Source organism: Cognatundibacterium aquatile (assembly GCF_014699135.1).
In the GTDB taxonomy this organism is placed as follows: Bacteria; Pseudomonadota; Gammaproteobacteria; order Burkholderiales; family Burkholderiaceae_D; genus Undibacterium; species Undibacterium aquatile.
The window spans coordinates 331,803-349,862 of sequence record NZ_JACOFT010000002.1; the positions used below are offsets into that span (position 1 = coordinate 331,803).

The 18,060-nt window shown below is 48.8% G+C and carries 15 protein-coding genes; 5 read left to right on the forward strand and 10 right to left on the reverse strand.

The genetic code is table 11. The annotated features are described in order from the left end of the window. Positions 1–39 precede the first annotated feature (39 nt). Positions 40–888, reverse strand: coding sequence for a posphoenolpyruvate synthetase regulatory kinase/phosphorylase PpsR (gene ppsR, locus H8K26_RS05910; RefSeq protein ID WP_186885369.1), 849 nt, complete (start codon positions 886–888; stop codon positions 40–42). A 211-nt stretch (positions 889–1,099) separates the two neighbouring features. Between ppsR and ppsA the strand changes: the two genes are divergently transcribed. From ppsA to H8K26_RS05925, 3 genes are all read left to right on the forward strand, one after another. Next, positions 1,100–3,517: a phosphoenolpyruvate synthase gene (ppsA, locus tag H8K26_RS05915; RefSeq protein ID WP_190478071.1), complete on the forward strand. Its 2,418-nt coding sequence runs from the start codon at positions 1,100–1,102 to the stop codon at positions 3,515–3,517. A 338-nt stretch (positions 3,518–3,855) separates the two neighbouring features. Further along, a complete protein-coding gene (locus tag H8K26_RS05920; RefSeq protein ID WP_190478073.1) occupies positions 3,856–4,290 on the forward strand; it encodes an NfeD family protein in 435 nt (144 codons plus the stop codon). 59 nt (positions 4,291–4,349) lie between these two features. Then, the gene (locus H8K26_RS05925) at positions 4,350–5,297 is read left to right on the forward strand and encodes an SPFH domain-containing protein (protein ID WP_190478075.1); all 948 of its coding nucleotides are present in this window, start codon (positions 4,350–4,352) and stop codon (positions 5,295–5,297) included. Positions 5,298–5,431: 134 nt separating this feature from the next. Here H8K26_RS05925 and H8K26_RS05930 read toward each other — a convergent pair whose 3' ends face one another. Next, on the reverse strand, positions 5,432–6,544 hold the full coding sequence (locus tag H8K26_RS05930) for an NADH:flavin oxidoreductase/NADH oxidase (RefSeq protein WP_190478077.1): 1,113 nt from the start codon (positions 6,542–6,544) through the stop codon (positions 5,432–5,434). A 503-nt stretch (positions 6,545–7,047) separates the two neighbouring features. Here H8K26_RS05930 and H8K26_RS05935 point away from each other — a divergent pair. Further along, positions 7,048–7,686: an NAD(P)H-dependent oxidoreductase gene (locus tag H8K26_RS05935; protein WP_190478079.1), complete on the forward strand. Its 639-nt coding sequence runs from the start codon at positions 7,048–7,050 to the stop codon at positions 7,684–7,686. Between the two features lie 168 nt (positions 7,687–7,854). Here the strand turns inward: H8K26_RS05935 and H8K26_RS05940 are convergent, their stop codons facing one another. After that, positions 7,855–8,442 carry a hypothetical protein gene (locus tag H8K26_RS05940; protein ID WP_190478081.1) on the reverse strand — a complete coding sequence of 196 codons (588 nt, stop codon included), beginning with the start codon at positions 8,440–8,442 and terminating at the stop codon, positions 7,855–7,857. 320 nt (positions 8,443–8,762) lie between these two features. Between H8K26_RS05940 and H8K26_RS05945 the strand changes: the two genes are divergently transcribed. Next, positions 8,763–9,620 (forward strand): M90 family metallopeptidase, encoded by an 858-nt coding sequence (locus tag H8K26_RS05945; RefSeq protein WP_223826870.1) that lies wholly within the window; start codon positions 8,763–8,765, stop codon positions 9,618–9,620. A 92-nt stretch (positions 9,621–9,712) separates the two neighbouring features. Here H8K26_RS05945 and H8K26_RS05950 read toward each other — a convergent pair whose 3' ends face one another. From H8K26_RS05950 to dapC, 7 genes are all read right to left on the reverse strand, one after another. Further along, complete coding sequence (locus H8K26_RS05950; protein WP_190478083.1) at positions 9,713–11,701, reverse strand: ATP-binding cassette domain-containing protein; 1,989 nt, start codon at positions 11,699–11,701, stop codon at positions 9,713–9,715. 231 nt (positions 11,702–11,932) lie between these two features. After that, entirely contained in the window at positions 11,933–12,853 is a 921-nt protein-coding gene (gene prmB, locus H8K26_RS05955; protein ID WP_223826871.1) for a 50S ribosomal protein L3 N(5)-glutamine methyltransferase, read from the reverse strand. 78 nt (positions 12,854–12,931) lie between these two features. Next, positions 12,932–14,059, reverse strand: a complete 1,128-nt coding sequence (dapE, locus tag H8K26_RS05960; RefSeq protein ID WP_190478088.1) for a succinyl-diaminopimelate desuccinylase — start codon at positions 14,057–14,059, stop codon at positions 12,932–12,934. Between the two features lie 2 nt (positions 14,060–14,061). Further along, the gene (locus tag H8K26_RS05965) at positions 14,062–14,448 is read right to left on the reverse strand and encodes an arsenate reductase (protein WP_190478090.1); all 387 of its coding nucleotides are present in this window, start codon (positions 14,446–14,448) and stop codon (positions 14,062–14,064) included. A 16-nt stretch (positions 14,449–14,464) separates the two neighbouring features. Next, positions 14,465–15,607 carry a PilT/PilU family type 4a pilus ATPase gene (locus H8K26_RS05970; RefSeq protein ID WP_223826872.1) on the reverse strand — a complete coding sequence of 381 codons (1,143 nt, stop codon included), beginning with the start codon at positions 15,605–15,607 and terminating at the stop codon, positions 14,465–14,467. Positions 15,608–15,720: 113 nt separating this feature from the next. Then, positions 15,721–16,548, reverse strand: a complete 828-nt coding sequence (dapD, locus tag H8K26_RS05975; RefSeq protein WP_190478092.1) for a 2,3,4,5-tetrahydropyridine-2,6-dicarboxylate N-succinyltransferase — start codon at positions 16,546–16,548, stop codon at positions 15,721–15,723. A gap of 81 nt (positions 16,549–16,629) precedes the next feature. Continuing rightward, positions 16,630–17,856, reverse strand: a complete 1,227-nt coding sequence (dapC, locus tag H8K26_RS05980) for a succinyldiaminopimelate transaminase (protein ID WP_190478094.1) — start codon at positions 17,854–17,856, stop codon at positions 16,630–16,632. Between the last annotated feature and the right edge of the window lie 204 nt (positions 17,857–18,060).

Genomic DNA, 18,060 nt, shown 5'->3' on the forward strand with positions numbered 1-18,060 from the left:
ACATCTGATCTGACAGTGCGGCAATGCAGCCGCCTATCATTAATACAATTTAGTATCTCCTTTAATTTCTTGCAAAATAGTCGTCGATATTTCCTCAATGGATTTGGTTGTCGAAGACAGCCAGCGTATGCCTTCACGCTTCATCATTGCTTCGGCTTCATTCACTTCATAGCGACAATTTTCTATCGACGCATATTTACTTCCTGGCCGGCGTTCATTCCGAATCTCTGACAGTCGTTCGGGTGTGATGCTGAGTCCGAACAATTTATGACGAAATTCCGGTAGCGCACTTGGCATTTTTCCACGTTCGAAATCATCGGGAATCAGTGGGTAATTTGCGGCCTTGATCCCATACTGCATCGCCAGATACAAACTGGTCGGCGTTTTTCCTGAACGTGACACACCAACCAGAATGACATCAGCGGCGGCCAGATTTTTATGCGATTGCCCATCGTCATGTGTTAATGAAAAGTTAATCGCCTCTATACGATTTTTGTACTCTTCTGAGTCTGTGATGTTATGGCTACGGCCTATCGTGTGCGTGGATTTCACCCCTAATTCTTGTTCCAAAGGCGAAACAAAGGTTTGAATTAAATCCATATGTAAGCCTTTGGATTTAAATACGATGGTAGCGAGTTCCTTTTTGACCAGTGTAGAAAATACGATGGGTCTGTTGCCATCAAGAGCAAACGCATCATTGATTCGGCGTACTGCATCATGTGCTTTATCGACACTATCGACAAATGGCAGGCGAATCTGACGAAATTTGAGGTCAAACTGGGTTAAAACTGAATGCCCGAATGCTTCAGCAGTAATTCCTGTTCCGTCGGAAATGAAATAGACAGTGCGGTTTGCTGGTGGCAAATTCGGGTTGGAGAAATCAGGCATAGGGGCGATCTTGAAAGTTTAGGTGAAATTGTGGCATATCGTTCCAACAAAAAAGTAGGCAATTTCTTTTGCCACATAGCTCAATTTTGCGAGACACAATGTAAAATGCGTTAACAGGATATGAAAAGTCGCTAGCCCCAAGAATAACAAAAATCTGGTCAGCGACGAAGCAGTACTTAGCAAAGATTTCTTACCATCAAAAGAGGTTGTTATGTCCAACGCAGCAAATACCGAAGCGACTTATGTCGCTTCGTTTGAGCATTTACGCATGACGGATGTTGAATCCGTCGGCGGAAAAAATGCATCTTTAGGCGAAATGATCAGCCAGCTGGCTTCCGCTGGCGTTCGTGTTCCAGGTGGTTTTGCGACCACAGCACAAGCGTTTCGCGATTTTTTATCCTATTCAGTTGATGGCGGGCTTTCGCTTGCGCAACGTATCGCTGACCGTCTTGAGCATCTGGATATTGATGATGTCAAAGAACTGGCAAAAGCTGGTGCCGAAATTCGTCAATGGATTACAGAAACACCTTTTCAGCCACGTTTGCAAAAAGAGATTGAAGAATTTTACAACCGGCTGGTTGCAGATTCGACGGCAGAAATGTCGTTTGCAGTACGCTCTTCCGCTACCGCGGAAGATTTGCCAGATGCGTCTTTTGCCGGCCAGCAAGAAACTTTCCTGAATGTGGTTGGTATAGAAAACGTGCTGGAAGCGATGAAACACGTTTTCGCTTCTTTGTACAACGACCGTGCAATTTCCTACCGTGTTCACAAAGGCTTTACTCATGCTGAGGTTGCCTTGTCAGCGGGCGTGCAACGTATGGTTCGTTCTGATCTCGGCGCAGCCGGCGTGATGTTTACGATCGATACCGAATCTGGTTTTGAAGATGTGGTCTTCATCACCTCCAGTTATGGTCTGGGCGAAACGGTGGTGCAGGGCGCCGTGAATCCGGATGAATTCTATGTGCATAAACCGATGTTGGAACAAGGTAAATTGCCGGTGATCCGTCGTAATATTGGTTCCAAACTGATCAAAATGGAATTTACCGGCGAAGCAAAAGCAGGCCGCTCGGTCAAGACTGTGGATGTTCCTATCGAGTTGCGCAATCGTTACTCGTTGAACGATACTGAAGTCGTTGAACTGGCGAAGTATGCGGTGATCATCGAGAAACATTACGGTCGTCCTATGGATATCGAATGGGGCAAAGATGGTCGTGACGGTAAGCTGTATATCCTGCAAGCACGTCCTGAAACTGTGAAATCTCAGCAAAGTGCCACCGAAGCACAACAGCGTTTCAAACTCAAAGGTACTGGTACTGTGCTGACATCTGGCCGTGCGATTGGTCAGAAAATTGGTGCGGGTCGCGTACGCGTGATTCATGATCCATCTGAAATGGAACGTGTACAACCAGGTGATGTTCTGGTCGCAGATATGACGGACCCTAACTGGGAACCAGTTATGAAACGTGCTTCCGCGATTGTGACTAACCGTGGTGGCCGTACCTGCCACGCCGCGATTATTGCGCGCGAACTGGGCGTACCTGCGGTGGTTGGTTGCGGTCATGCGACGGATGTTCTGAAAGATGGAACATTGGTTACCGTCTCTTGCGCAGAAGGCGATGAAGGTAAGATCTATGATGGTTTGCTGGAAACCGAGGTAACGGAAGAATTGCGTGGCGATCTTCCTAAATTGCCGTTGAAAATCATGCTCAACGTCGGTAACCCGCAACTGGCGTTTGATTTCCAATCGGTGCCAAATGATGGCGTTGGTCTGGCGCGTCTGGAATTCATCATCAACAATAATATCGGTGTCCATCCAAAAGCGATTCTGGAATATCCGAATATTGACGCTGATCTGAAAAAAGCGGTTGAATCAGTGGCACGCGGTCATGCGTCGCCAAGAGCTTTTTACGTTGATAAACTGGCAGAAGGCGTAGCGACGATTGCTGCCGCATTCTGGCCTAAGAAAGTCATCGTTCGCTTATCTGATTTCAAATCCAATGAGTACAAAAAACTGATTGGTGGTTCACGCTATGAGCCGGATGAAGAAAATCCAATGTTGGGTTTCCGTGGTGCTGCACGTTATCTTGCCTCCGATTTCCATGAGTCGTTTGAGATGGAATGTCAGGCAATGAAGCGCGTACGTAATGACATGGGTTTGACCAACGTTGAAATCATGGTGCCATTCGTACGGACACTGGGTCAAGCAGAAAAAGTCGTGAATTTACTGGCGAAAAATGGCTTGAAACGCGGTGAAAATGGTTTGCGCCTGATCATGATGTGCGAAGTTCCGTCCAATGCGATTCTGGCAGAAGAATTCCTCGAATTCTTTGACGGTTTCTCGATTGGTTCGAATGATCTGACTCAACTTACGTTGGGTCTGGATCGCGACTCTGGCCTTGAGTTGCTGGCAGCAGATTTCGATGAACGTGATCCTGCAGTCCGCGCTTTACTCTCCAAAGCGATTGCTGCCTGCCGTAAGCTGAATAAGTACGTTGGTATTTGCGGCCAAGGCCCATCCGATCATCCGGATTTTGCTGAATGGCTGATGAAAGAAGGCATAGAATCGATCTCTCTGAATCCTGATTCAGTGGTCGATACCTGGCAAAAACTGGCAGCGGTCAGTAAGTAATTTTTCTGATTTTGGTTGCTGAAACGCGAGATGAACAGTGATGTTCTCTCGCGTTTTTTGCATTTTTATTTCGTTGTTTCGTGTGCACATAGTTAATAAATTTATTGTTATTTTTTTGCGAATGGTTAAACTCTGAATCATTGAAAACGAAATAAAAATAAAATCAATTACATCAACACATTCCGTAAAAAAGCCCTCGCTACCAACTGGTCGCAAGGGCTTTTTTTTATGGGTAAATTATCATATATATTACCGATGTTTCTTTTATTGTATTAAATCACAATGCAATGCCTTAACAAGACAGCAATCACGAATGAACAACAAGGAGATAACAAAAAATGAATGCATGGATGATGTGGGCGGTCATTGCCGGACTGGTCGTCATACTTGAATTATTCACCGGCACTTTTTATTTGCTGATGATTTCTATAGGGCTGGCAGCGGGTGCAATTACTGCTGTTTTCACCCTGTCGACGTCATCGCAGATGATAATCGCTGCGCTGGTAGGCAGCCTGGCGACACTGGCATTACACAACAGCAAATACGGCTGGAAAGGAAATAAGAGTGTTGCGCACGATCCGAACGTGAATATGGATATCGGCCAGACATTGCAGGTGCAGGACTGGCAGGATCAGGGAAATGGTAAATACATTGCACGTGCGATGTATCGTGGCGCGATGTGGGATGTGGAATTACAGCACTCCGCCGGTTATCCGGGGATCTATGTGATTGATGAAGTGCAGGGCAGTCGTCTGATTGTCAAACCCTCGTAAGCAGGACAAGAAACGCAGACATTTTTAAGTAAATTTTCAATAAAAATTAAGGTGACTATATGGAAGTAGGTAGCGTAGCTCTGGTGCTGTTAGTGCTGGCAATTGTGTTTGTGATCAAAACAATTAATGTTGTGCCTCAGCAGCACGCCTGGGTCGTTGAGCGTTTAGGTAAATATCACAGCACACTGGGGCCGGGTTTGAATATCGTTGTGCCGTTCATAGATCGCATCGCGTACAAACACATACTTAAGGAAATCCCGCTGGATGTGCCGCCGCAAGTATGTATTACGAAAGACAATACACAGTTGCAGGTCGATGGCATTCTGTATTTCCAGATTACAGATGCGATGCGTGCTTCGTATGGCTCGTCGAATTACATCGCCGCTATTACTCAATTAGCGCAAACCACTTTGCGCTCGGTGATCGGTAAGATGGAGCTCGATAAAACCTTTGAAGAACGTGACCACATCAATACCACGATCGTCAGCGCGATTGATGAGTCTGCAGCAAACTGGGGCGTGAAAGTATTGCGTTATGAAATCAAAGATCTGACGCCGCCAAAAGAAATTCTGCATGCGATGCAGGCGCAAATTACCGCTGAACGTGAAAAACGTGCATTGATCGCAGCTTCTGAAGGCCGCAAACAAGAGCAGATCAATATCGCCACGGGTGAACGTGAAGCATCGATTGCGAAGTCTGAAGGTGAGATGCAGGCATCCATTAACCGCGCACAAGGTCAGGCGGCGGCTATTCTGGCGATTGCCGAAGCGAGCGCGGAAGCGATCCGTAAAACGGCTGCAGCGATACAGGAGCCAGGTGGCTCTGATGCCGTGAATCTGAAAGTGGCAGAGCAATATGTTGGCGCATTCGGTAATCTGGCGAAGACGAATAATTCGATTATCGTGCCAGCGAATCTGGGTGATATGAGTGGATTAATCGCGACAGCGATGCAGGTTGTGAAATCACAAAAAACAGCAACGGTCGAAGCACCACGTCGCCCGGTATAAGGAGGAGGCCGCGACGCAACGTAATGCAACCTAAGGCAGGCGATACCAATCAACTGGGGTCGCTGCTATTTTAAATTGAATCTAAAAAAGGACTGCCATGTGAAGGGCAGTCCTTTTTTAATTACTTCCGTTGTTCAGCGACCGCCCATACGGGTTTCACCAAACAAGGTTTTATATTCGCGTGGTTGTGAGCGCCAGTATTGCGGTGGGACATCGACGTTTGCGCCCAACTTCGCCGCTGCATGCCACGGCCAGTGCGGGTCATACAGAATGCCACGGGCAATACCGATCAAGTCCGCTTGTCCTTGATTCAGAATGCTTTCTGCATGTTCGGCTTCGGTAATCAGCCCGACTGCAATCACTGGCATTGTTGTCACTTTCTTGATCGCTTCCGCAAAATGCACCTGATAACCGGGTTCCAATGGAATCTGTTGTAAAGGTGAAAGGCCACCGCTGGATACATGTATAAATGCGCAGCCCCGTTGCTCTAACTCTTTGGTAAAGACGCTGCTTTGCGCGACATCCCAGCCGCCGTCAACCCAGTCGCTGGCCGAAATCCGTATGCCCAGCGTATAGCCATCTGGCAGCACCGCTTTGACCGCATCAAATATCTCTAATGGAAAACGCAGACGGTTTTCCAGGCTGCCACCGTATTGATCTGTACGTTGATTCGACAATGGCGATAAAAACTGATGCATCAGATAACCATGCGCGGCATGTAATTCGATTGCATCAATGCCGAGCCGGTGCGCACGTTTGGCCGCATCAACAAAAGCCTGTTTGACGCGTTCCAATCCGGCTGCATCCAGCGCCAGCGGCGCGGTTTCTTTGGCGTTGTGTGGAATCGCAGACGCTGACACGGTTTGCCAGCCACCATCCGCTTCGGCAATCAACTGGCCGCCATCCCATGGCCGTTGACTGGATGCTTTTCTGCCGGCATGTGCCAGTTGTACTGCGATTGGCATAGCCGAATATTGACGTACCGACTGTAAAACCTTACCCAGCGCGGCTTCCGTTGCATCTGACCAGAGACCGACATCGTATGGCGAAATGCGACCCGCAGGCTCGACTGCTGTTGCTTCGATAATCAGCATACCCGCACCAGAAGTGGCAAGGCTGCCAAGATGCATCAGATGCCAGTCGCCGACTGCACCGTCAACGGCGGAATACTGACACATAGGGGCAATGATGATGCGGTTTTTTAGAGTGAGGTTGCCGAGTTTGACAGGAGAAAAGAGGGTGCTCATTTTTTAGATCCCAGGCAAAAAAAGAAAACAAATGGATGTGTAAAAAGGAATTCAAGGCCAAGATAACGGTAGCCCGAACTGTAAATTATCAGTAGCCATTATGCCGAAAGATCAATGAAACTGCTGGCAGCAGCTTTTTTTGTAGTCGGTATCCCGCCGAAACTTATTTGTGTTGAGCAATGACACAGAGTCAGAAGTGCCTTAAAACGTACTGAAAATACTCCCGGGGAGTATTTTTATAGCGCCTTATTTATCAAGGAGGTTATGGGGTAAAAAGCCATATACTCCCCAAAAAATGTGTTTTCTATAGAAAATATCGGCGCTATCGCTGACGATGCTCTCGTTCAGATTTTTGCAATGGGACGAAAAAAGCCCTCTTGTGAAACAAATGGCGCAACCTGATATAGTAGTCCTAATCAGAACGAATATTCCGTTGCAACGGGTTACTACGTGCGATGGAAAATCAGATCTGACCAAGATCAATCTCTTATCGAAAGCCAGTAATGTCCGATTTAATTCAAAAATTGAAATGGCGCTATGCGACCAAAAAAATGAACCCAGCCAAGGCGGTACCACAAGAAAAAGTGGATCGTATTCTTGAAGCGATCCGCCTGACCGCAACTTCCAGTGGTTTGCAACCATACGAAGTGCTGGTAGTGACGAATGCTGAAATTCGTGAAAAAATCAAAGCCATCGGCTGGAATCAGGCACAGATCACTGAAGGCTCACACTTGCTGGTGTTTGCCGCATGGGATAACTACACAGCCGAACGCATCAACATGATGTTTGATCTGACCAACGATGAGCGCGGATTCAAAAACGAAGGATGGGAAAACTATCGCAACATGCTGCTGTCGACTTACCCAGCACGTGATGCAGAAACGAACTACCAGCACGCTGCGCGTCAGGCTTATATTGGCCTCGGTACTGCGCTGGTTGCTGCAGCCGAAGAACAAGTCGACAGCACACCGATGGAAGGTTTTGATCCAGCCGCGCTGGACGACATCCTCGGTCTGCGCGCCAAAGGCTTGCGCAGCGTCGTGATCCTGCCATTGGGCTATCGCGAAGAAGACAAAGACTGGTTAGTTAATCTGAAAAAAGTCCGTCGTCCGACTGCAAAATTTGTCACCGAAGTCAAATAATCCATTTTGACGGTGCATCCGCGTTGCTGTGAAAAGCATGCGGATAAAATAAAAAAGCTGCGATGAAAATCGCAGCTTTTTTTGTGTCACAGTTCCTGCAATGGAACATCAAGCCCGGGGATGCGCACTTTGTCCGGCATGCAAACAGATAAAAGACGTTGGGTGAATTTAATTTCCCTGCAGATTTGTGATAATTTTAAACGGCCGGTATTCGCCAATTTTAGGATCAAAAACGTCTTTGGTTTCAAACGAGATTTTCACAGTTTTGCCAATCAGGGTTTTGTATGAAGCTGCCAGATCCAGATTACTGTTCACCTGCGTCAGCCAGATATATTTACTGACTTTTCCAGATGCTTCCTGCAAAGAAAATACGACAAAGTTATCCTCATCGACCTTATTGATTTTTCCGCTGACAGAGCCGCGTGCCTCCAACGCCTCTGTGCTTAACTTTATTAAGGTAGCGGGACATACGGACGCCATTCGTGCACCGACAAGCTCGCCCGTTTTTTGCCCATCTTTCATGGGATTATTCATATCGACCTGATGATCTTTCAGTATTTTCAGTTTGTCGTCCGGAGTGGCTGATTGCAATATACAAAATCCTACCTGCATCGTTATCGACTGCTTATTGATATTTTCCGGAAGTTTTTCTACACATTCGCAAGAGCGCTTTGCCATTGCATCGAGATAATCCTGCGCGTTGACATTGTGTACGGTGGCAAAGGATAACAAAGCGGATAAGAGAAATTTCATCATAAAAATAAGTTTCCAGAAGTGGGAAAATGACAGTTGAAATAGCGTAGTAATGTGAATTTTACAATGCGACTTGTATGTTCAGATAAATATTTGCTGAGAGTGGCGTCTGGCCTCGCTGTCACGTGTTGATCTATCCGCCCAAGTTACGTCGATACCGACGCCATGTTTTTCTGCTGCCAATACCCCTGTTCTCACACTAAGCAAATACAGCACTTGACTTCGTTCCACTCATGCCCATTTTGTATGAGGTATGCAATCAGCATACAAGCATATTCTGCAGGGCTGGGCTGACAGGTATTTGCGGTCAGAGATGACGTTGAATGAAATGGAGCGCAAATATGGGGTGGTTGTTATTCATTACGGTGGCATTAATCCTGGGCGTATTCGTTGCGCCGCGCGCCCGGCTGCGGTACGTGTTGTCACGGGCGTTTCCTTTGAATTATTCAAAAATTCTGCGCAAGAATTTGCCTGTGTACAAACACATGCCAACGGATTTGCAGATGCAATTGAAACGTCGCATACGTCAGTTTTTATATCAGAAAACCTTTGTCGGTTGTGATGGTCTGATCGTCACCGATGAGATCAGGGTCACGATTGCAGGCAAAGCCTGTCTGCTCTTGCTGAATCGTGCCTCGGACGTGTATCCGCAACTGACGCATGTGCTGGTGTATCCGTCCGCATTTGTCGCGCCGCGCAAAGAGATGCATAGCGGTGGGGTGGTCACGCATACGAATCAAGGCCTCAGCGGCGAATCCTGGAGCGATGGCCGCGTGATTCTGGCCTGGGATCAGGCGGCGCATAATGCCGAGACGGAAGCGCGCGGGCAAGACGTGGTATTGCATGAATTTGCACATCAGCTCGATAGCGAAACTGGCAGTACAAATGGCGCACCGGCACTGCCGAATGCGGCGGCCTACCAGGCGTGGTCGCAAGTGATGGCGACAGAGTTTACCCGCTTGCAACAGGCGATACAGTCGCGTCACCCACATGATCATCTACACCATCAGCAGCCTTATCCTGATGTGATAGATCCTTACGGCGCGACGAATCCGGCAGAATTTTTTGCCGTCACCACCGAAGCATTTTTCAAGAAAAGTGCGGCACTGGCTTTGCATCATCCGGCCTTATTTACGCAATTGAAAAGCTACTACTGCGTTGATCCGCGTGAGTGGGCTTGAGTGGGTTTTAGTGACTATGCGTGATTGGATGCAGATGTAAAAAAGGGACGCGATGTGCGTCCCTTTTGATATGCTAAGCCATCACGTCAGCCTTAAACAGCAGCTTCCAGAAACTCTTGCTGCTCCAGCCAGTCGGCTTCGATCTGGGATAATTCCTTCACCAGATAAGCCTGATCCAGTAGCAAAGTTTTCAGTTTTTCCTTGTTGGCATCGCTGTAGATGTCGCTGTCTTCGAGCTGCACATCGATGTCTTTCTTTTTGCTATTGAGCTTAGCCATCTCGTCTTCCAGACGTTTGATACGTGCCTCGATAGGCTTGCGCACATTTGCCAGACGCTGACGTTCTTCGGCATCACGTTTGCGCTGTTCCTTATCATCGACCTTGGCAACCGGAATCGATTTGGCGAGTGGCAGGCTGGCTTCTTTCTTTTCTTTCTGCGGTAATGCTGCAGGCGTGGCGGCTTTTTCCAGTTTGTTTTTAAACAGCCAGTCTTTGTAATCGTCGAGATCGCCATCGAAGGGCTGCAATTTACCATCGGCGACGATGATGAATTCGTCAGTCGTTGCGCGCAGCAAATGCCGGTCATGCGACACCACGACCAGCGTGCCTTCAAACTGCGCCAGCGCATCGGTCAGGGCTTCGCGTGTTTCCAGATCCAGATGGTTGGTCGGTTCATCGAGCAGCAGCAGGTTAGGGCGTTGCCAGACGATCATCGCCAGCGCCAGCCGGGCTTTTTCTCCGCCAGAAAATGGTTTGATCGGGCTGGTGACCATGGTGCCAGGGAAGTTGAAACCACCGAGGAAATTACGCAATTCCTGCTCACGTACATCCGGCGCAATATGGGCCAGATGCCACAAAGGCGATTCGTCGTGGCGCAGCATTTCGACCTGGTGCTGGGCAAAATAGCCGATCGACAGGCCTTTACCAGTTTGCATGGTGCCATGCAGTGGCGGAATATCACCGACGATGGTTTTGATCAGCGTTGATTTACCGGCGCCATTCACCCCGAGCAAACCGATACGCTGGCCGATTTGCAGAGAAAACTTCACATCGCTGACGATGCATTTTTCTGTGAAGCTGTGATCGGTGGCAGATTCGATACGATAGCCGCAATCGACATCTTCCATCACCAGCATAGGATTCGGTGCGCTGAGTGGTTCGCGGAATTCAAATGAAAATTCAGCGGCAGCCCGCAGCGGTGCCAATTCTTCCATCTTAGCCAGCGCTTTGATCCGGCTTTGCGCTTGTTTTGCCTTGGAAGCTTTGGCGGCAAAACGGCTGATGAAGGATTCCAGATGGGCGCGCTTGCGGTTTTGTTTCTCTATCGTTCCAGCCGCCAGAATCAGCTGCGCTGCGCGTTGGCGTTCGAACGCCGAATAGTTACCGGAATAGCGTTTGAGTTTGCGTTCATCGATATGCACGATGACATTCGCCACGCCGTCAAGAAAATCGCGGTCATGTGAAATGATGATCAGCGTACCGGCATAGCGTTTCAGCCAGTCTTCTAGCCAGATGATGGCATCCAGATCCAGATGGTTGGTCGGTTCATCGAGCAGCAGCAAATCCGATTTGCACATCAGTGCCTGCGCCAGATTGAGCCGCATACGCCAGCCACCGGAAAAACTGGCGACGGATTCTTCGAGTTGTTCAAGTTTGAAGCCGAGGCCGATCAGTAATTGTTCGGCGCGTGAACGCACGGTGTAGGCGTCGGCATCCGCCAGCGATCCGTACAGATTGCCAATGGCGATGCCATTGTCGTGGCTTTCAGGCTGAGCTTCGAGTCCGGCTAATTCGGCTTCGAGTTTGCGCAAAGTGACATCGCCATCAATGGCGTAATCAATCGCGCTGCGTTCGAGTGGCGGGGTTTCTTGCGCGACGTGGGCGAGTTGCCATTTGGCCGGAAATTCTATGCTGCCCTGATCCGGATGCAGCTCGCCGCGCAACATCGCAAACAAACTGGATTTGCCCGCGCCATTGGAGCCGATCAGGCCGATTTTGTCGCCGGGATTGAGCGTGACATCGACGCTATCGAATAAGGGCTTGGTGCCACGGGCGAGAACGACTTGCTGCAAACGTATCATATAAACTTAAAATAAGGGGAGTATGTTGCTTTTTGCTGTAATTGTCAGCGTAAATAAAGGGCTTTTAAATATACTCCGGGGAGTATATTTTGGGTGAAAACTGGGCAAATGACGCTTTGCCCAGTTTTCTTAACCATTGTTATTACCGCTACTACTCGTATTGCGTGGTTGCGATTTACTGTGATTTTTGCGATCGCCGCCGGAATACTGACCTGGCGGCGAGCATCTGCATCAGGCGGTGAACTTTGCCAGATCGTGCGCTTCGACCAGAAATACCATATCGTCACCGGCACTGGTCGATAACCAGGTCATATTCAGATCGGCGAAAGCGGCTTCTGCAAACGCGCGTTCATTGCCGATTTCTACCATCAGCAAACCATTTTTCGTCAAGCGCTGCGCCGCGCCAGCAACAATTTTACGCACCAGATCCATGCCATCATCGCCCCCTGCCAGCGCGATTTGTGGTTCATGCCGGTATTCTTGTGGCAGTTTATCCATAGAGCCGGAATTCACGTACGGTGGATTCGTAATGATCAGATCGTATTTTTTATCCGGCACATTGGTGTACAGATCGGATGCGATCAGCGTGATGCGATCCTGCAATTCATATTTGCTGACATTGCGTTCGGCAACGGCCAGCGCATCGGCTGAAATATCAATCGCATCGACATGCGCGTTCTGGAACATGTCCGCCAGCATGATAGAGAGGCAGCCGGAACCCGTACAGAGTTCGAGGATGTTGCTGATATTGTCGGGATCGCTGACCCATGGTGAAAAGTGATCAGGAATTAATTCAGCAATGAAGGAACGCGGCACGATCACGCGTTCATCGACGTAGAAATTATACGTGCCCAGCCAGGCTTCATTGGTCAGATATGATGCTGGCACGCGATCAGTGGCGCGGCGTTCTATCACGCGCAGGGCGGCGTCGATCTCTGAGGTCAATAAATTGGCGTCTAAAAACGGCTCGATTTTATCCAGTGGCAGATGCAGCGTATGCAGTAACAGATAGGCGGCTTCGTCCAGCGCATTGCTGCTGCCATGACCAAAAAACAGTTGTTCTTTGGTGAAGCGGCTGACTGCATAACGCAACAAATCGCGCAGGGTTTTAAAAGTAGAGGCGGGTGTCGTCATAGGATTCTTTCTTGCCATGGCATCGCCTGAATGGTGTCGTTGCTGTGACGGATTCAGGCGGATGCACGGTGATTTTTCTGCTGAAATTACTGAAATTTATTTCAGCAGATTTTCTAAAGTACGGCGGTAAATATTCTTTAAAGGGTCGATGTAGCGTAATTCTACGTGTTCATCGATTTTATGAATGCTGGCATTCGGCGGCCCGAACTCTACCACTTGCGGGCAAATTTTGGCAATGAAACGGCCGTCGGAGGTGCCGCCGGTCGTCGATAATTCGGTCTCTACGCCGGTTTCGGCGCGAATCGCATCTGCCAGCGCATCACTCAGATTGCCTTTCGGCGTCAGGAAAGGATGGCCGCCTATCGTCCATTTCAGATCATAACTGAGGCCATGTTTATCGAGAATCGCATGCACCCGTTGCTGCAGGCTTTCAGCGGTGCTGGCAGTGCAAAAGCGGAAATTGAAATCGATGACAGCGTCACCCGGGATCACATTCGATGCGCCGGTGCCAGAATGCATATTCGACATTTGCCACGATGTCGGCAGGTAATATTCATTGCCTTCATCCCAGACTTCCGCCACCAGTTCTGCCATTGCCGGCGCGAACAGATGGATAGGGTTTTTGGCTAATTGCGGATAGGCGATGTGCCCCTGCACACCTTTGATTGTCAGTTTTCCCGACATGGTGCCGCGCCGACCATTTTTGATGGTGTCGCCCAGCACATCGACAGAGGTTGGTTCGCCGACGATGCAGTAATCCAGCTGCTCGCCACGGGCTTTAAGCTGCTCGCAGACGACAACCGTGCCATCGGTGGCCGGACCTTCTTCATCGCTGGTGATCAGAAAACCTATCGAACCCTGATGATCAGGATGAGCGGCGATGAATTCTTCGGTCGCCACCACAAAGGCGGCAATCGAGGTTTTCATATCGGCCGCGCCACGTCCATACAATTTCCCATCCCGATGGGTCGGCGTGAATGGTGCCGATTGCCATTGTGCCACCGGGCCGGTCGGCACAACGTCGGTATGGCCAGCGAAGACGACCAAAGGCTGAGTATTGCCGCGACGTGCCCAGAGATTGGTAACGTCATCGGATTGTATGGTTTCGCAATGAAAACCCAGCGGTTCTAACAGGGAAATCAGCGTGCGCTGGCAACCTTTATCTTCGGGCGTGACTGAATCGAGTGCGATCAGTTGTTCGGTAAGGGCGAGGGTTTTACTCATCATTATTTTTTAAAAATATCTTCAAACTGTGCGGTGGAAAAACCAACCGATACATGTTGTATCTGCTGCCCCTGACTGATTTGCAGTACCGGGCGTTTGATCAGCGATGGCTGGCTCAGCATCAGGCTGATCGCGTGTTCACGATTGCTGGCAGCGCTTTTTTGTTCATCACTCAGCGCACGCCAGGTTGTTCCCTTGCGGTTGATCAGCACGTCCAGACTCAGGTGTTGCAACCACTGTTCGATCGTGTGTTGATCCAGACCTTGTTTCTTAAAGTCATGGAAAACAAAATCAATTGCCTGTTCCTGCAGCCAGACGCGGGATTTTTTTACGGTGTCGCAATTCGGAATGCCAAAAACTGTGACTGAATATGTGCGGCTTTGTGTCATGTTGCGTGTATTGGCTTTATGCGTTCAGGGTAAATTCAGTGAAAGATGCTTCTTCTCTTTCTTCTGGCTCTGGCTCGGGTTGCGGCTGAGGCGTGCCTGAGGCTTCATTATTCAACAGCCACAACAAGTTATTGGCGGAGTCTGCATTTGCCAATCCTTCTTCTTTGCTGATCAGGCCTTGTTTAATCAGTTTCATCAATGCCAGCTCAAACGTTTGCGAACCTGGCGACAAGCTCTTTTCTATCGCTTCTTTGATCTGGAAAATATCGCCTTTTTCGATCAGCTCGGAAACATAACGGGTATTCAGCATGATTTCGATTGCGGGACAGCGACCGCCATCCGTCGAGCGAATCAGGCGTTGAGAAATAATCGCCCGGATAGAGGATGCCAGATCAAGCAATAAGGCTGAGCGGTTTTCCATAGGGAAGAAACTGATGATACGGTTCAGCGCCTGATAACTATTGTTTGCATGCAAGGTCGCCAATACCAGATGGCCGGACTGCGCATACGCAATCGCCGACATCATGGTATTCAGATCGCGAATCTCACCAATCAAAATACAATCCGGTGCCTGACGTAAGGAATTTCTTAATGCCGTTTCAAGGCTGTCGGAATCGGTGCCGACTTCGCGCTGATTGACGATCGATTTTTTACTGTGAAACAGGTATTCAATCGGATCTTCGATGGTCAGGATGTGGCCTGTTTTGACTTCATTGCGGTAATCCAGCATCGAGGCAATGGTGGTCGATTTACCTGAGCCAGTCGCACCGACAACCAGGATCAGGCCGCGTTTTTCCATGATCAGTTCGGGTAATACAGGCGGCAAATTCAATGTGTTCAGCGCCGGAATATTTCCCGGTACAAAACGGAATACAGCTGAAAAAGAACCACGTTGGCGAAACGCGGAAAGACGGAAACGACCGATACCTGGTGCACCGATACCGATATTGAGCTCATTTTCACGTTCGAGTGTGGCGAGGTGTTCGGCGGAAACCACCTCTGCCAACAAAGACAGAATATTTGCCTGATCCATTTTTTGCTGATTAATCGGCAGCAGATTGCCATTAATCTTCAAATGCACAGGTGAATTGATGGCAAAAAACATGTCTGACGCATGTTTTTCTTTCATCAGCTGAAATAAACGTTCCATTGCCGCCATGATGATTCCTTTTCTGAGAGTAAATTAGCCGGACCACCATCGTGACCCGGCTAATTTCTTCTTTCAATAAATGGTAAGACCCAAACCTGTTTATTAGTCAGTCCATCAACGAATTAAGCGCCGCGCAATAATTCATTGATGCTGGTTTTGGAGCGTGTTTGTGCATCAACGCGTTTAACGATCACCGCGCAATACAGACTGTATTTGCCATCCGCCGACGGCAGGCTGCCGGAAACGACAACAGAACCGGAAGGAATGCGGCCATAGCTGACCTCGCCAGTGGCGCGATCGTAAATCTTGGTTGACTGGCCGATATATACGCCCATAGAGATCACGGAATTTTCTTCGACGATCACGCCTTCGACGATTTCAGAGCGGGCACCGATGAAGCAGTTGTCTTCGATGATAGTAGGATTTGCTTGCATAGGCTCCAATACGCCGCCAATACCGACGCCACCGGATAAATGCACGTTCTTGCCGATCTGGGAGCAGGAACCGACAGTAGCCCAGGTATCAACCATCGCACCTTCATCCACATATGCACCGATATTCACATACGAAGGCATCAGCACCACGTTTTTAGCAATGAAACTGCCACGGCGGGCAACTGCTGGCGGTACGACGCGGAAGCCGCCTTTAGCGAAATCTTCGGCTGTGTAATTCGCAAACTTGGTCGGTACTTTATCGAAAAACTGCATGTGATCGCCGGACGGCATGCAGATATTGTCTTCCAGTCGGAACGACAGTAATACCGCTTTTTTTACCCATTGATTGACATGCCATTGACCATCGATTTTTTGCGCAACGCGCAGGCTGCCGGCATCCAGTTCGCTCAGTACGTGCGCAACAGCATCGCGGATTTCTGCAGGCGCAGATTTCGGTGAAAAGTCAGCGCGGTTTTCCCATGCCTGATCGATGATTTGCTGTAATTGTTGTGTCATGGTGATCTTCTTTTAAAGAAATGAATGAATGTAAAAGTATTTTTAAATGTGCCTGAATTTGTGTGTCTGCTGTATTCAGTATTATTCGTTGCGCAGGTCTTTGCAAAACGCGACGATGCGCTGCGCTGCTTCCAGGCATTCGCCGACTTCGGCGACCAGCGCCATGCGTATGCGGTTTTGTCCCGGATTGATGCCGTGAGCTTCGCGGGCGAGATAACTGCCGGGTAAGACCGTCACATTATATTGTTGGTATAAGCGTCGTGCGAATTCGGTGTCGCTGATACCTTTCAGGTGATCAACTTTGGCCCATAAATAAAAGGCGGCATCGGGTAATTGCACATCCAGAACCTCTTGCAACAGCGGTGTGATCTGGGCGAACTTTTTGACGTACTTGGCGCGGTTTTCTTCCACATGGGTTTCATCATTCCACGCTTCCACCGATGCGGCCTGTATCATCGGGCTCATTGCACTGCCGTGATAGGTGCGATACAGCAGGAATTTTTTAATAATTTCCGCATCGCCAGCAATAAAACCGGAGCGCATACCAGGTACGTTAGAGCGTTTCGATAAACTCGACAGAGTGATCAGTCGTTGGTAATCAGGGCGTCCCAATAGCTGCGCCGCCTGTAAACTACCTAAAGGTGCTTCTTCCTTAAAATAAATCTCGGAATAACATTCGTCAGCCGCAATCACAAAACCATAGCGATCTGATAGCTCAAATAATTCTTTCCAGTCGTCCAGATTCAGCACGGCACCCGTAGGATTGCCCGGCGAACAGATAAACAATAACTGCACACGTTTCCAGATGTCTTCCGGAATGCTTTTGTAATCCGGGGCAAAATTGCGTTGTGGATCCGCATTCGCAAAATACGGCTCTGCGCCGGACAAATAAGCTGCACCTTCATAAATCTGATAAAAAGGATTCGGACACAATACCAGTGGCAGCCCGTCCTGACATTCTTCAGTATTGATGATCGTTTGCGTCAGCGAGAACAAGGCTTCACGTGAGCCGTTCACCGGCAAAATCTGTGTTGCCGGATTGAGCGCCGGAATCGCGTAGCGGCGCGCCGCCCATTCTGAAATCGACTTACGCAACGCATCAGAACCAGTCGTTGCCGGATAACTTGCCAGTCCGGCCATATTGGCGATCAGTGCCTGTTTAATGAATTCAGGCGTAGGGTGTTTCGGTTCACCTATACCAAGGCTGATGGGCGTGTAAGTGGGATTGGGTGTGACATCAGCAAACAGGCGTTTGAGTTTCTCAAAAGGATACGGTTGTAACTTGGCGAGGTGAGGATGAAAGTGCATTTTTAGATTCGTTATCAATACGGAAAAGTCTCAGGTCGCTGCCTTAGTGAAGCAATATTTTGAGGCAATATTTGCTTTCACCGGATTTATTGCGCAATATCATGACCAGCATACGTTTGCCTGATACTGAATTGACAGAATTTCGTATTATAGCCTTTGCCAGATTCTTCAGAGGCAGGCTTTGAGGATATTTCATCACGCTAA

Excerpts from the sequence above, each read along its gene's own strand:
- prmB (WP_223826871.1), bottom strand. The coding sequence starts at position 12,853 with ATGGCAAGAAAGAATCCTATGACGACACCCGCCTCTACTTTTAAAACC.
- H8K26_RS05945 (WP_223826870.1), top strand. The coding sequence starts at position 8,763 with ATGAAATGGAGCGCAAATATGGGGTGGTTGTTATTCATTACGGTGGCA.
- H8K26_RS05940 (WP_190478081.1), bottom strand. The coding sequence starts at position 8,442 with ATGATGAAATTTCTCTTATCCGCTTTGTTATCCTTTGCCACCGTACAC.
- ppsA (WP_190478071.1), top strand. The coding sequence starts at position 1,100 with ATGTCCAACGCAGCAAATACCGAAGCGACTTATGTCGCTTCGTTTGAG.
- H8K26_RS05925 (WP_190478075.1), top strand. The coding sequence starts at position 4,350 with ATGGAAGTAGGTAGCGTAGCTCTGGTGCTGTTAGTGCTGGCAATTGTG.
- H8K26_RS05965 (WP_190478090.1), bottom strand. The coding sequence starts at position 14,448 with ATGACACAAAGCCGCACATATTCAGTCACAGTTTTTGGCATTCCGAAT.
- H8K26_RS05920 (WP_190478073.1), top strand. The coding sequence starts at position 3,856 with ATGAATGCATGGATGATGTGGGCGGTCATTGCCGGACTGGTCGTCATA.
- dapD (WP_190478092.1), bottom strand. The coding sequence starts at position 16,548 with ATGACACAACAATTACAGCAAATCATCGATCAGGCATGGGAAAACCGC.
- dapC (WP_190478094.1), bottom strand. The coding sequence starts at position 17,856 with ATGCACTTTCATCCTCACCTCGCCAAGTTACAACCGTATCCTTTTGAG.
- dapE (WP_190478088.1), bottom strand. The coding sequence starts at position 14,059 with ATGAGTAAAACCCTCGCCCTTACCGAACAACTGATCGCACTCGATTCA.
- H8K26_RS05935 (WP_190478079.1), top strand. The coding sequence starts at position 7,048 with ATGTCCGATTTAATTCAAAAATTGAAATGGCGCTATGCGACCAAAAAA.
- ppsR (WP_186885369.1), bottom strand. The coding sequence starts at position 888 with ATGCCTGATTTCTCCAACCCGAATTTGCCACCAGCAAACCGCACTGTC.
- H8K26_RS05950 (WP_190478083.1), bottom strand. The coding sequence starts at position 11,701 with ATGATACGTTTGCAGCAAGTCGTTCTCGCCCGTGGCACCAAGCCCTTA.
- H8K26_RS05970 (WP_223826872.1), bottom strand. The coding sequence starts at position 15,607 with ATGGCGGCAATGGAACGTTTATTTCAGCTGATGAAAGAAAAACATGCG.
- H8K26_RS05930 (WP_190478077.1), bottom strand. The coding sequence starts at position 6,544 with ATGAGCACCCTCTTTTCTCCTGTCAAACTCGGCAACCTCACTCTAAAA.